12 protein-coding genes are annotated in these 13,946 nt (G+C 35.5%); 5 read left to right on the top strand and 7 right to left on the bottom strand.

All coding sequences use genetic code 11. From position 1 onward, the window contains the following. Positions 1 to 271 precede the first annotated feature (271 nt). From IGJ27_RS08355 to IGJ27_RS08345, 3 genes are all read right to left on the bottom strand, one after another. Complete coding sequence (locus IGJ27_RS08355; protein WP_010718415.1) at positions 272 to 778, bottom strand: hypothetical protein; 507 nt, start codon at positions 776 to 778, stop codon at positions 272 to 274. Then, entirely contained in the window at positions 765 to 1,493 is a 729-nt protein-coding gene (locus IGJ27_RS08350; RefSeq protein ID WP_178305829.1) for a hypothetical protein, read from the bottom strand. Before IGJ27_RS08350 ends, IGJ27_RS08355 begins: the two co-directional genes overlap by 14 nt. A gap of 328 nt (positions 1,494 to 1,821) precedes the next feature. Beyond that, positions 1,822 to 3,963 (bottom strand): LTA synthase family protein, encoded by a 2,142-nt coding sequence (locus tag IGJ27_RS08345; protein WP_178305830.1) that lies wholly within the window; start codon positions 3,961 to 3,963, stop codon positions 1,822 to 1,824. Positions 3,964 to 4,192: 229 nt separating this feature from the next. On the opposite strand from IGJ27_RS08345, the gene IGJ27_RS08340 reads away from it, so the two are divergent. The 3 genes from IGJ27_RS08340 to ybaK are packed head-to-tail and all read left to right on the top strand — an operon-like array spanning position 4,193 to position 6,640. Further along, complete coding sequence (locus tag IGJ27_RS08340) at positions 4,193 to 5,365, top strand: class I SAM-dependent rRNA methyltransferase (RefSeq protein WP_010737846.1); 1,173 nt, start codon at positions 4,193 to 4,195, stop codon at positions 5,363 to 5,365. A 13-nt stretch (positions 5,366 to 5,378) separates the two neighbouring features. Then, positions 5,379 to 6,128 carry a type I 3-dehydroquinate dehydratase gene (gene aroD / locus IGJ27_RS08335; protein ID WP_010737845.1) on the top strand — a complete coding sequence of 250 codons (750 nt, stop codon included), beginning with the start codon at positions 5,379 to 5,381 and terminating at the stop codon, positions 6,126 to 6,128. A gap of 26 nt (positions 6,129 to 6,154) precedes the next feature. Next, complete coding sequence (ybaK, locus tag IGJ27_RS08330) at positions 6,155 to 6,640, top strand: Cys-tRNA(Pro) deacylase (protein WP_025480513.1); 486 nt, start codon at positions 6,155 to 6,157, stop codon at positions 6,638 to 6,640. A 99-nt stretch (positions 6,641 to 6,739) separates the two neighbouring features. Here ybaK and IGJ27_RS08325 read toward each other — a convergent pair whose 3' ends face one another. Next, the gene (locus tag IGJ27_RS08325) at positions 6,740 to 7,993 is read right to left on the bottom strand and encodes an NAD(P)/FAD-dependent oxidoreductase (RefSeq protein WP_178305831.1); all 1,254 of its coding nucleotides are present in this window, start codon (positions 7,991 to 7,993) and stop codon (positions 6,740 to 6,742) included. A gap of 113 nt (positions 7,994 to 8,106) precedes the next feature. Between IGJ27_RS08325 and gdhA the strand changes: the two genes are divergently transcribed. Continuing rightward, positions 8,107 to 9,456: an NADP-specific glutamate dehydrogenase gene (gene gdhA, locus IGJ27_RS08320; protein ID WP_178305832.1), complete on the top strand. Its 1,350-nt coding sequence runs from the start codon at positions 8,107 to 8,109 to the stop codon at positions 9,454 to 9,456. Between the two features lie 113 nt (positions 9,457 to 9,569). Beyond that, positions 9,570 to 10,916 carry a glucose-6-phosphate isomerase gene (locus IGJ27_RS08315; protein WP_010718407.1) on the top strand — a complete coding sequence of 449 codons (1,347 nt, stop codon included), beginning with the start codon at positions 9,570 to 9,572 and terminating at the stop codon, positions 10,914 to 10,916. Between the two features lie 101 nt (positions 10,917 to 11,017). On the opposite strand, the gene IGJ27_RS08310 is transcribed toward IGJ27_RS08315, so the two are convergent. The 3 genes from IGJ27_RS08310 to IGJ27_RS08300 all read right to left on the bottom strand — a co-directional run bounded on the left by IGJ27_RS08310 (position 11,018) and on the right by IGJ27_RS08300 (position 13,946). Beyond that, the gene (locus IGJ27_RS08310) at positions 11,018 to 12,241 is read right to left on the bottom strand and encodes a tyrosine-type recombinase/integrase (protein ID WP_178305833.1); all 1,224 of its coding nucleotides are present in this window, start codon (positions 12,239 to 12,241) and stop codon (positions 11,018 to 11,020) included. 154 nt (positions 12,242 to 12,395) lie between these two features. Further along, complete coding sequence (locus tag IGJ27_RS08305) at positions 12,396 to 13,460, bottom strand: type I restriction endonuclease (protein WP_053766638.1); 1,065 nt, start codon at positions 13,458 to 13,460, stop codon at positions 12,396 to 12,398. Positions 13,461 to 13,517: 57 nt separating this feature from the next. Next, a complete protein-coding gene (locus IGJ27_RS08300; protein WP_010718404.1) occupies positions 13,518 to 13,946 on the bottom strand; it encodes an ImmA/IrrE family metallo-endopeptidase in 429 nt (142 codons plus the stop codon).

Here is a 13,946-nt window from a genome sequence, read left to right as displayed (position 1 = left end):
AAGAGACTGATCCAAAAATTGGTTCAGTCTCTTTTAGTATCTCTGAAAACGAATAAACGGCGTTCAAGAAGCAATTCCTCAACAATAAGCGCTTCTTTCACAGCCTCTTGCTAAACGGCGTTCAAGAAACAACTCCTCAACAATTAAGAGAGGAGCTAAATAGTGTTCAAAGAGCTGATCTTCGGCAATAAGGATGAAACTCTCAAAACATAGGAAGCTGTGAGTTTCATCCTTATTACATAGGTCGAGTTGCTCTTTCCACGACCTCTTTTTATCGTTCATCATAGATTTGGTCGACATACTGACTATGAGCAATGGTTTCATCATGAGTCAGTAATAGAATGGCAATTTTTTTGTTTTTGACTAGATAATCAAATAGATCAAGAATTTCTTGTGCTTCAATTACTTTAAGTTCATCCAGCACTTCTTCAATGATGAGTTTGTCTTTTTTAGCAAGTAACGCATGCAACAATTGAAGTTTAATTTTATCAAAAAGAGATAGTTGATCAGGTTCTCTGTTAAGAAGTGCTGGATCAATCTTGAGCATCTCTTGAAAAGATAAACGTTCTTTTTTATTTTCAGATAAATTCAGTAGTACTTGATCTTTGGTTTTTAAATAAGGGAAGAGAGGCCAATCTTTTTGGACGATAAGTAATTGTTTGGGACTCGATACAATCGCTTGCTCTTTTAGCGCTGTTAATAGTTCTTCTTGTTTTGCTTTTGGGCAAAGAATAACAGCTAATTCTCCTAAAGACATTATTGGCTTACATGTATTCATGAAAGATCACCTTACCTTTTTTTAAACGTTGATAGAAAATCGTAAATTGTAAGAGACTAATGCATAGACTGATGGAGATAAGAAGGCCAACCGTTTGTAGGAAACTCTTAAACGTATCGAAGAAAAAAGCATCGTTTACAAAATCAATTTTAAAAAAAGTTTGTTGATCCATCGGTATGGCTAATGGTCGAGTAGTCGATATAAGTGAATGGGTGTCAGGTAATTCAAATAATCTCAGACTCCAAAAATTAAGATGTTGTAACAGTGCTTGATAAATGTTTTGAAAAAGCACAATTCCAATAAATAAGAGTGTGCAACAGATCAGTAATGGTAAGATCATTTGCCAGATGATCAAAAGAAAAATTCTAGTTTTCGATAAACCAGCTAAACGCCAGTTGATCAATTCACGTTGGTCTTGTTTTAATGTTCGCTGAAAGAAAAAGATAAATGCGCCAACAAACAAGAACAGTAACAACAAGATCAGCTCGACATAAAATTGTTTCACTGATAGAAAAGACGGAAGGTGTACTTTTAAGGACGTCGTGTCCAAGAAACTAAGACGATCTTCAATTTGTGCATAAAGTGTTGATTGTAAATGATATAAGTTACACACAAGCATCAATAAAAAAGCAGTGACACTTGTAAATAAGCAACTAAAGAGTGTCTGTTTTTTATAATAACGCATTCTTGCAACTGAATAGCGGAGTATTCTCATCACTTTCACCTCATTTTAAATTATAGAAAATGAATATGAATAAAGTATGAAATTCATATAGTAAAATCAGGAAATCCCTATTTTTTAATAAACGAAAATGACGATAAAGCAACTGTTCCTCTATATTTTGTGAATAAAATCCAATGTTCATGGATGGTTCTAATACGTGAATTTAAGCTCTATTTTCTAGAAAAACGCCAGAGTAACTCAAATTAAAGTGCATGAAAAAAGCTAAGAATTAACGAAAAACAAGAATTGGTTTTCGTCAATCTTAGCTTTTATAATCATTACTTCTATAGGCACGTAATCCTTTTGAAAGAAAGGCTAGCTATTTATCAGATTCAGAAGAAGGAACTGAATCACTCGTCTGTGTCCCATTTATTTGTTGGTAAGTTTTGGTTTCATATAGATCTTTTGTTGATTGGTTATTGTTTTGACTAAAGACACTTGTTGATTTGTCACCTAGTTCTTTTTCTTTTTCAAGCAACTGTTTCATGCCGTTTTTGTAATCAAATTGACTTGCTTCAATTGGGTCTAACCCAGTATCTGTAGAAAAGCGGAGTAAGTCACCATTGTTGATTTGATCTGAAACAGCTAACTGTTTATTCGCTTTTTCTTTCAATGCATCAATCTCATTTTGAACTTCTTGAGTCGGTTCTGTAATGGCTTGTCCGGTTTTGTTATCGTAAATCGTTCCGCCATAATAAGTGTATTTAGGAGTAATAAAATCACCATCACGGAAAGTAACAAGTTGATCATGTTGCTTAGAAAAGAGATCTTGTCCTAGCTGATTGTAATTTTTGGTATCTACTCCTAACAGATGGAGTAGAGTAGGTAATGCATCCACTTGTCCGCCATAGGTATGATTGATTCCACCGTTTGTTTGTCCAGGTAGATGGATCATGTAGGGAACTCGTTGCATTTGTGCATTGTCAAAGTTGGTCCATGTATCACTTGTTTTACCTACTAGTTCCGCTAACGATTTATTTCTAGAGTTAGAAATTCCGTAGTGATCACCATAAAGGACGATGACAGAATTATCATAAAGACCACTAGCTTTCAAATAGTTGAAAAATTCTTCAACTGCTGTATCGAGATAATTCGCTGTTGCAAAGTATCCGTTGATCGTTTCATCATTTGTCGTAGCTAGCGGGAAGCCTGCTTCTTCGTTTGTAAACTTAGAATAAGGATAATGATTAGATACCGCAATAAATTTAGAATAAAAAGGTTGTTGTAAATGTTCTAAATATTGTACTGATTGTTGGAAGAACGGTTTATCATGCAATCCATATTGGAATGAATTGTCGTCATTGACACCATAATAAGAAGCATCAAAGAAATAGTTGTAACCTAATTTTTTATAGGTCTCATTACGATTCCAGAATGTACCAGCGTTACCATGGAAGGCAGCACTCGTATAACCTTGTGTCTGACTCAAAATATCAGGAGCAGCTTGGAAGGTATTCTTTCCACCTAATTGAGTGAATAACGATCCTTGATTTAAACCAAATAGTGAATTTTCAAATAAGGTTTCAGCATCACTGGTTTTACCTGCTTTAACTTGATGGAAGAAATTGTCAAAGCTAAATGTACTGTTACTATGATATAAACTATTCAGAAATGGCGTTACTTCATGTTCTACACCATTGGCATCTTTTAGTTTATAGTCGATCAAGAATTGTTGGAAACTTTCTAAATGGATATAAATCACATTTTTTCCTTTAGCAATACCAAATGTTTCATCATTTGGTTCAGCATAGTGATCTTTGATATAACTTTCTACTTCTTTCAGATCATTAGGACTTGCTTCTGCTCGTACTTGGTTCGTTTGGTAAGTCTGGATACCATCATAGACGGTAAACGCATTGATACCTAAATATTTGACTAAATAATCTCTAGAAAAAGTACGAGTCAATAATTCTGGGCGATCGGCTTCTGCTAAAAATAAATTTCCAGAAAAAATCATGACTGACAAAGTCGAGATCGCAAAAGCCATTCGTGCACGAATCGGTTGTGGATCCATTTTGATTTTTTTGGTTATCAATAATGCAGCGACAATGATAAAGTCGATCCAATAAAGGACGTCATATGGTCTAAATAAGCGAATAGCACTTTCGCCAAGTCCGCTAGCTACTTTTCCTGCTCCCAAGATGGTATTGATCGTAATAAAATCCGTAAACTCACGATAATAAGTTACGTTGGAGAACACCAGTAAAGTCAATAGGAAATAAATGACCATCATTGTAATATAAGACGCTTTCGTCCTTCTCACATATAACGCAATCCCCATTAACAACAACGTGGTAGCGATCGGATTGATAAACAGTATAAAGTATTGTATGCCACTTTCGATGCCTAAATTGAAATCAAACAAATAGGCAAAAATTGTTTTTAGCCAAAGTAAAACAGCTAATAAAGAAAAAAATCCGAGCCTTTTATTCAAAAAGGCGGGTGTTTTTATTCGTCTCAATGTAATCTCCCTTTCCCCACTCTTCTCATTTACAGAGTGTTATGAAGTTATGATTGCTCAAACTACATATTCCATCCTATTTTACTAGTACGCAAATCCAGTGTCAATCGAAACCAAACGCTTACACTGGTGATTAAGGATTTCTTATTCTTTTGTGAACGCTAGCACTAAGACAGCCTGCTTAATATTTGGTATACTGATTAATGATAAAGGTAAAGTAGGTGAGTCAATGAAAGTACAAATTAAGAAAAAAGCAGGAAATCGTATCAAGAACGGTTATCCATTGATTCAAAAGGAAGATTTGGTCCAGTCGTACAATGAAACCACGCAGTGGATCGAATTGGTTGATCAACAAGATAATTTCTTAGCTAAGGGCTATTTAGGTAAACAAAACAAAGGAATCGGTTGGGTTTTGAGTCAACAAAATGAAACGTTTGACCAGGCATTTTTTGAGAAAAAGTTCTCTGAAGCTAAAGCTAAAAGACAAGCTTTTTTCATAGATGAACAAACAACAGCATTTCGTTTATTTAACGGAGAAGGGGATGGCATCGGTGGTCTGATCATTGATTATTATGAACACTATGCAGTATTTTCTTGGTATAATGAAACTCTTTATACTTACCGCCATTTGCTCTTCTCAGCGTTTCAACAAGTTTATCCTGAGATAAAGGGTGCTTACGAAAAAATCCGTTTTGAAACAAACGAATTTCCTGAAAGTCAGTATGTTTATGGAGAAACAGCTCCTGAACCTTTAATCATCAAAGAAAATGGCGTCTCTTACGCCACTTATTTGAATGAAGGGCTGATGACAGGCATCTTTTTAGATCAAAAAGAAGTCCGAGGAGCTTTGATCGATGGACTTGGTCTAGGAAAGTCTGTTTTGAATATGTTTAGCTATACTGGGGCTTTTTCAGTTGCGGCAGCAATGGGTGGTGCTTTGGAGACCACGAGTGTTGACTTAGCAAAGCGAAGTTTGAAAAAAACACAGGAACAATTTGAAATCAACGGTTTGGATCTTCAGACACAAAAAATCATTGTGATGGATGTTTTTGCCTATTTTAAATATGCTAAAAGAAAGCAGCTGACTTATGATCTCATTGTGCTTGACCCTCCAAGTTTTGCGAGAAACAAAAAGAAAGTGTTCCGAGTAGCCAAAGATTATGGCGAATTGGTTAAAGATAGCTTGGCTATTTTATCGGACGAGGGAACGCTTATCGCTTCAACGAACGCAGCTAACGTGAGTACCGATCAGTTCAAAAAAATGATCGAAAATGAACTAATGCTAGCCAATGTTGAATATGAAGAAATCACTCGTTTTCGATTACCACAAGATTTCCAAACCATTGAAGCCTTTCCAGAAGGGGATTATTTAAAAGTATTTATCTATCAAATTAGGAAATAAGGGGGGAGGACAGATGGTGCAAGTGAAAGGACTAAACTTAGGAAAAGGACATCCTAAAATTTGTGCGCCAATGATCGGAGACACTCGTGAAGAACTTTTGCGAGAAGCAATTTTAGCCAAAGAAGCTGGTGCTGATTTAGTGGAGTGGCGAATTGATTATTATGAAGATGTCTTTCAATATGAAAAAGTCACAGAAACGTTGGTACTGATCCATGAGATGCTCGACGGGTTACCGGTGCTTTTCACTTTTAGAACAATAGCAGAAGGTGGCAAACGAGATATAACGATCCGAGCATATCACGAGTTGTACCTACAGATGATCCGCTCTGGCTTAGTCGATATGGTTGATTTAGAATTAGACAAAATTGAAAGCCTTGAAAAAGAGTTGTTAGCAGAAATCAAACAGCGCAATATCCCGATGATTATCAGCAGTCATAATTTTAAAGAGACCCCAGCTGATCCAGTCTTATTGTATCAATTGAATATGATGGAACATCTTGGTGCAGATATCGGTAAAATAGCGGTAATGCCCCATAACGAACGAGATGTGTTACGTTTGATGGAGCTAACGAGACGGGCAGGAGCGTTTGTGTCCATGCCTCTGATTACAATGTCAATGGGACAGCTCGGAATGATTTCGCGCTTATCGGGAAATTTGACTGGTTCGGTCATGACCTTTGGTGCGTTAACCTCTGAAAAAGCATCAGCACCTGGACAGATCACTGTAAAGGAACTAAAATCAATAATCAAATTATTAAATTGAAACAATCTAATTTGAAGGTGAAAATGTTGGCAAAGAAAAAACAAGTGAAAACAAATGCGATCCGCTTAGTAGAACAAAAGAAAATCAAGTATACTGAACATGAGTATGCTTGGGATGAAGCGCATTTAAGTGCATCTTCTGTCGCTGAGCAACTTTCTGAAAGTGAACACCGTATTTATAAAACACTCGTAGCGGTTGGAAACAAAACAGGAACGATCGTAGCGGTCATTCCTGGTAATCGAGAGTTAGATCTAAAAAAATTAGCAAGAGTATCTGGAAACAAAAAAGTAGAAATGTTACATCTGAAAGACTTAGAAGCTACCACTGGTTATATTCGTGGTGGTTGCTCGCCAATTGGGATGAAGAAATTATTTCCTACTTATTTAGAACAAACAGCACAATCACAAGAAACGATCATTGTATCAGCAGGAAAAAGAGGTCACCAAATGGAGCTAGCACCTCAAGCCATTTGTGATTTAACTAAAGGGACTTTTGCTGATCTTGTACTGTGATGCAGTCGGCAATTCATCAGTTTATCAACTAAAAAAAGAAAAAACAGTAACGAAAAGAGTCAGACATCTTCTACTCCCTTCGTTACTGTTTTCGTTTAATCAGCTAAGAAAAGCGGCATTCATTCCTGCTACATGTCCAGTTGCAAAAGCCGCAGTAATATTGAACCCACCAGTATATCCATTAACATCTAGCAATTCACCAGCAAAAAATAATCCATTGACCAATTTGCTTTCTAATGTTTTTGGATTGATCTCTTTTAGTGAAACGCCACCACCAGTCACAAAAGACTTTTCGATGGCAAAAGTTTTGGTTATTTTGAAAGAAAAACTTTTGCAAAGCTCCGCAAATTGTTGGATCTCTTTTTCTGTCGTTTGACTACCAGTTTGTTCCGTTAATCCACTTTTTTCAAGGAAAAAGAGAAGCAAGCGTTCAGGTAAAAAGCCATGCCAAGCATTACTCAATGTTTTCTTCGATTGTTGGCTTTTAGCAGTCAATTCGTTGATCAATTCTTGAAGCGAACGATTCGGAAAACAGTCTAAGACGACCGTGACAGGTTCTCCAGTCGTTTGCAACTCTTGATTGATGAAACTTGAACATCTCAATGCCGCAGGTCCAGAAATCCCAAAATGCGTGAAAAGCAAGTCCATAACATGTTCGGTGATGACTTTACCTTTCTTGTTTAGTACGCTTAAAGAAATATCTTGTAAAGATAATCCTTGCAAGGTTTTATCCTTGATAAAAGTTTCTTCAGAAACCAGTGGAGATTCTGTTGCATACAAGGGAGTGACAGTGTGACCGACTTTTTTAACGATTTTATAGCCATCACCTGTAGAACCAGTCGACGGATAGGTTCGCCCCCCAGTAGTTAATACGACACAAGAGGATTGAAATTCTTCAAATTCCGTTCGTACGCCATAGATTTTTCCGTCGCTATGCACTAATTTTTCGACTCGGGTGCCAAAGAGCATCGTAACATTTAATTCATTTAAACGATGGATCAAGGCTTCGATAATCGTTTTTGACTTATTCGTCACAGGGAACATCCGACCATGATCTTCTTCTTTTAGATGAACACCTTGAGATTCGAAAAATTCCATGATATCAAAATTATTCCATTGGGAAAATGTACTGTATAAAAATTTGCCATTTCCAGGAATATGAGCAATCAAATCATCAACTGGACGGTTATTCGTGACATTACATCTTCCGCCACCTGTCATTAATAATTTTTTTCCAGCTTTTTTATTTTTTTCAATTAAGAGAACCCTTGCGCCATATTCAGCCGCACTAATTGCAGCCATCATACCACTAGTTCCAGCACCGACTACAATCACATCATAGGTTGTTTCCATTTCCTCACCTCAGAGAAAGTGTAGCATATTTATGAAAAGAAAGCAGGAAATGTTTTGAGCATCTAATAAAAATAGGCTAAAATAAAAGAAGATTATAAAAGGAGTGTGAAACAATGACAAACGCAACAGAATACGTCCAACGAATTCAAAATAATATTCATCAAAAAGACACAGGACAAGTCGAATTTTTACAAGCCATTGATGAATTTATGCCTTCAGCTACTCAATTTTTAGAAAAACATCCTGAATACATCAAACGGAATATTTTAGGATTGTTGTCAGAACCAGAAAGAATCATTCAATTTCGCGTGCCGTGGCAAGATGACGAAGGAAACTGGCAAGTCAATCGTGGATACCGCATTCAGTACAATTCAGCAATCGGCCCTTATAAAGGCGGGTTGAGATTCCACCCGAGTGTGAATTTAAGTATTCTTAAATTCCTAGCTTTTGAACAAATTTTCAAAAATAGTCTAACTGGTCTACCAATCGGTGGAGGAAAAGGCGGAAGTGACTTTGATCCAAAAGGAAAATCAGACGATGAAATCATGCGTTTTTGTCAAAGTTTCATGCTGGAGCTATCCAAGCATATCGGTCCATCCATCGATGTACCTGCTGGAGATATTGGAGTCGGTGCCAGAGAAATCGGTTATTTGTTTGGAGAATATAAACGATTAAAACAATATGATGCCGGTGTCCTTACTGGAAAACCATTAGATTTTTGGGGAAGTAAGATTCGTACGGAAGCAACTGGATACGGATTGGTTTATTATGTCAAACATCTTTTACAAGCAGAAAAAGACTCTTTTGAAGGAAAAACAGTTCTGGTATCTGGTAGCGGAAACGTTGCAATCTATGCCATTGAAAAAGTTCAAGAATTAGGTGGGAAAGTCATCACATGTTCTGATTCCAGTGGGTTTATCTATGATCCAGAAGGAATCGACCTGGCACTATTAAAAGAAGTCAAAGAAGAAAAAAGGGAACGGTTGACCGCTTATGCAGAAAAACGTGATTCTGTTGTCTATCATGCTGGTCAATCTGTCTGGACTTTGAAAGAAACTGCAGATATCGCGCTTCCTTGCGCTACTCAAAACGAGATAGACGAAACGCTTGCTAACAACTTGGTTGAATGTGGCGTGAAAATCATCGCAGAAGGCGCAAACATGCCATGTACTCTTGAAGCTGTCAATGTTTTTGAAAAAGCCAATGTGTGGTATTGTCCTGGGAAAGCAGCTAATGCCGGCGGTGTCGCTGTCTCAGCATTAGAAATGAGTCAAAATGCTCAACGATTGTCTTGGGAAAGTGAACAAGTGGATCGCCAATTAGATGAAATCATGAAAAATATTTATCAAACGTGTCGCCAAACGGCAGCAGCTTATGGCAATGAAAAAAATCTATTGCTAGGAGCAAATGTTGCAGGTTTTGAAAAAGTAGCGAAAGTGATGTATGCGCAAGGATTAGTTTAGTGTTTGAAATTTTCTTGTAAATATTAGCTTCAATTCATTTATTTGCTTGAAAAATTGTAAAAAAAAACGTAAAGTATAAGCTGTATATTGATCTTTTAAAGGAGGAATAAAAAATGGCACATATTCATTTTGATTATTCAAAAGTAGCACCATTTGTTAATGAACATGAGTTAGGTTACATGCAAAGCCAAGTATCAATGGCAGATAAAGTATTACGTGAAGGTACGGGCGCAGGAAGTGATTTCCGTGGTTGGATCGATCTACCTACTAATTACGACAAAGAAGAATTTGCTCGTATCAAAGAAGCAGCGAAAAAAATCCAATCTGATTCTGAAGTTTTAGTAGTTATCGGAATCGGTGGTTCTTACCTAGGCGCTCGTGCAGCAATCGATTTCTTAAACCACACTTTCTTCAATTTATTAGATGGTGAACAACGTAAAGCACCACAAATTTTCTTTGCAGGAAACTCAATCAGCTCAACTTATATCGCTGATTTGATTGAAGTAATCGGAGATCGTGACTTCTCAGTAAACGTGATTTCAAAATCAGGTACAACGACTGAACCAGCTATCGCATTCCGTGTCTTCAAAGAATTACTTGTTAAAAAATATGGTCAAGAAGAAGCGAATAAACGTATTTATGCAACAACTGATAAAGCAAAAGGTGCAGTTAAAGTAGAAGCCGACGCAGAAGGTTGGGAAACATTCGTGATTCCTGATGACATCGGTGGACGTTTCTCTGTCTTAACAGCAGTAGGATTACTACCAATCGCTGTTAGTGGAGCAGATATCGATGCGTTGATGCAAGGAGCTGCAGATGCAAGCAAAGCTTATTCAAGTGATAAACTAGAAGAAAACGAAGCTTATCAATATGCAGCAATGCGTAACATCCTTTACCGTAAAGGGAAAGTAACTGAATTATTGATCAACTATGAACCAGGAATGCAATATTTCTCTGAATGGTGGAAACAATTATACGGTGAATCAGAAGGTAAAGACCAAAAAGGAATCTACCCTTCAAGTGCGAACTTCTCAACTGACTTACATTCACTAGGTCAATATATTCAAGAAGGACGCCGTAACATCTTTGAAACGATCGTTAAAGTTGAAAAACCACGTAAATCAATTACAATTCCAGAACAAGCTGAAGACCTAGATGGTTTAGGATACTTGGAAGGAAAAGAAGTAGATTTCGTCAATACAAAAGCTTTTGAAGGAACTTTATTGGCTCATACAGATGGCGACGTACCAAACTTATTAGTTAAAATTCCAGAAATGGATGCTTACACATTAGGTTATACAATGTACTTCTTTGAAATTGCTGTAGGTATTTCAGGTTACTTAAATGGAATTAACCCATTTGACCAACCTGGTGTTGAAGCATATAAGAAAAACATGTTCGCACTTCTAGGTAAACCAGGCTTTGAAGACCTTGCCAAAGAATTGAACGAACGTTTGTAATATAAGGTTTTTAGTCAGATTTAAAAAAATAGTGATAGAAACATGTTCGCTTGAAAATAAAACTAGTGATAGTTTTAGTGATAGTGAAAGTAAAAAAGCGCTCAATTTGAGTGCTTTTTTATTTGCTCTTCTATATAGTTTTCTAATTGGTTCATTGATCTTTTTTTCACTTCGGGAGAAATATGGGCATAGACTTGTGTAGTAGAAACATCTTTATGTCCTAAAAAATCTTTGATATCTTCTAAAGGTATTCCTGCTTGTCTCGTTCTAGCTGCAAAAGTATGTCTACCATCATGCACAGTTATGTGGGGGAGATTGGCACGTTTTTCAATTCTATGAGAAGCACCGTTAACGGTTCGATCTCTTATTGGAATACCTTTATTTTTACCGTAAGTATTTATAAAAATAAATGCTTCGTGGTCATCTGTTTCAGGTAAAAAACCAAATTCTTTTATTACTTGATTTCTTAAAGTCAATAAGGCTTTCTTTAATCGTTTTGTCATAGGCAATGATCGTGTACCAGATGGGGTTTTTGTGTCATCTGTAATAATTAAACCTTTGTTAGGTCCTTTTTCAGCAGCCCCAAGTCGTTCACGATTGATATTAAGTGTATTCTGAGAAAAATCAATATCAGCCCATTGTAGCCCTAAAGCTTCTGATTTTCGCAATCCTTGATCAAATATAATAAGAAAAAAGGGATACCATATAAATGATTTCTCTTTTTTGGCAAATTCGAGAAATAGTTCAGATTGATCAAAAGTATAATATTTAACTTTCTTTTTATCAGATAGATTTCTTGGAAACTCAACAAAACTAGTAGGGTTATTCTTTATATATCCTAACTGAATAGCTTTTTTGAAAGCATTGCTAAGAGTGGCATTGATACTTTTGGCTGTTGTTACTGAGAGACCTTCCTTAGTTCTACCTAAACCCTTTTTAGTAAGTAACTGATTGATGAATCTTTGATGATCAGCTCTAGTATATTTATCTAGTTTATATTTTCCAATATAAGGATTGATGTACATTTTTATATTTGCCCTATGAACTATTCTTGTTCCTTCTTTAACATTCATTTTATAGTTATTAATCCAATCGTCCATGAATTTTTCTATAGTTAATTTCTTAGGATTATTTTGTATATATTCTTCAGAAGCTATTTGTCCTTCAATGATTTTTGCGAATTTTTCAGCTTCTTCAAAACTTTTAAATCCTTTTTTATGAATTTTTCTTTGTAACTTTGTCCCGGGATCAATCCCATTTGATACATAGACTTCATAACGGTAACCTTTTGATTTTTTTAAATAGTACTTTTTAATGGAGGCCATTAAAATCAATCCTTTCGTAATTCATGCCCAATAGTAAGATATTTCAAGTTGGGTATATTTATTAAAATGTGTATTTAGATAAGATTCGTACTAATAAAAATAAAATATGAACTTATGTTCTTTTGTATCTAAAAAGAAAAGCCCGAAGGCTTTATTATAAAAATTTATTTACAACATCAATAATTTGGTTTGAATAGTTATAGATATCTATTGGTTCTTTTAATTCATAAACTGTATGATTTTCATCATTCAGCTCAATTTTCATTCCGTTTGTATTAAATCGGACACGTAAAATCCATTTTCTTATATTATCATCTAACAAAATATTGAAATAACTTCTATTGTCACGATAGAATAATCGATCCAAAGGAATCGTATCTTTTAAGACTACTTTACAAATAGTATAAGCTTCTAATTCTTCAGGGGTCGTAACAATTTCACTATCTGTTTCATCTGTAGTATTAGATTCTGATTTAGTTTCATTGTCCTCAACAGTGACGGATGTCTTTAAAGCAGCACTCAGTTTATCATTTACTCTTTCAGCAATAAATTGGTTTAGCCCTTTTTTTATAATAGGTTTAAATTTTTCAACGGTTTGTTTAGTTTTCATACCATCATAAATTTCAGTAAGTAAATATTTTACGAAATCTTCAGTTGGATCATTGAGTTCAGAAGAAAGATAATTTTTTAATGAATTTAAATATTTAAGCTCAGCTGCAGAGCTCGTAATTTTATCTACGTCAAAATTATCTTTGTGAAATTTAGCTAATTCTGGGATTTGGCTGTCTTTAATTTTAGTAATATTAACAGTCAAAAATGGTGTAAGATCCATTTTATTTGGTTCATCTAAATCAGTAAAAAATTTATACTCTTCTCCGTTAGTTAATATTCCAAATTTCGATACTGTAGTGCCGAAATATCTGAATAATTGAGAATCATGTTTTGTTAATTGTTCATTAATTGATTTTGCTTCTATAAGTATAGTTGGTTGACCTTCAAGAACAATTGCATAATCAACTTTTTCACCTTTCTTTATTCCAACATCTGCAGTAAATTCTGGTACGAATTCGGTTGGATTAAATAAATCATAGCCTAATGCTGCGAAAAAAGGCATAATTAGAGAAGTTTTAGTAGCTTCCTCGGTTCCGATGCTATCTTTAAGCTCAACAACTCGTTTTCCTAATTGTTTTAATGTATCTTGAAATTTTTCTAACTCCATAGTTTTCCTCCGGTATTTTTTTCACTCCCACTTAGGGCAGGAAGTAGTAGCCACCAATTAAATTAAAAATCTATACACGCTTTCAGGAAGCCCATACAAATTTGTTAATTCCTCGACTTTTCTAGGGTATTTATCGTTGTCTTCTTTATAAAGAGAAACAATGAGATTAGCGGCAAAGCAATTCGCTTCGCTCTCTGATTTACTTCTGGATGTTTTGGTTGATACGTAATAGCTAGATAACCCACGATGAAATATAGCGTGACCAAGTTCGTGAGCGCAAATATAGAACCGTTCTTCAGAATACTTCAGTTCGTGATTTAGAAGAATAATTGAGCGTCCTAATAATTCTTGAAATTGCCCCTTTGGGTTATTCAAAAAGGGAACGTATCTAATTTGAATATCCATTTTTTCACAAATAGTAAAGGGATTAGCAGAATTATATTTTTGTTTTAGTCTACCGACTAGACTAATTACGTCCATCTCCAT

It is taken from the genome of Enterococcus sp. DIV1726a, assembly GCF_051710985.1.
Classification (GTDB): domain Bacteria; phylum Bacillota; class Bacilli; order Lactobacillales; family Enterococcaceae; genus Enterococcus_B; species Enterococcus_B hirae.
This window is presented reverse-complemented; position numbering and strand designations above follow the sequence as displayed.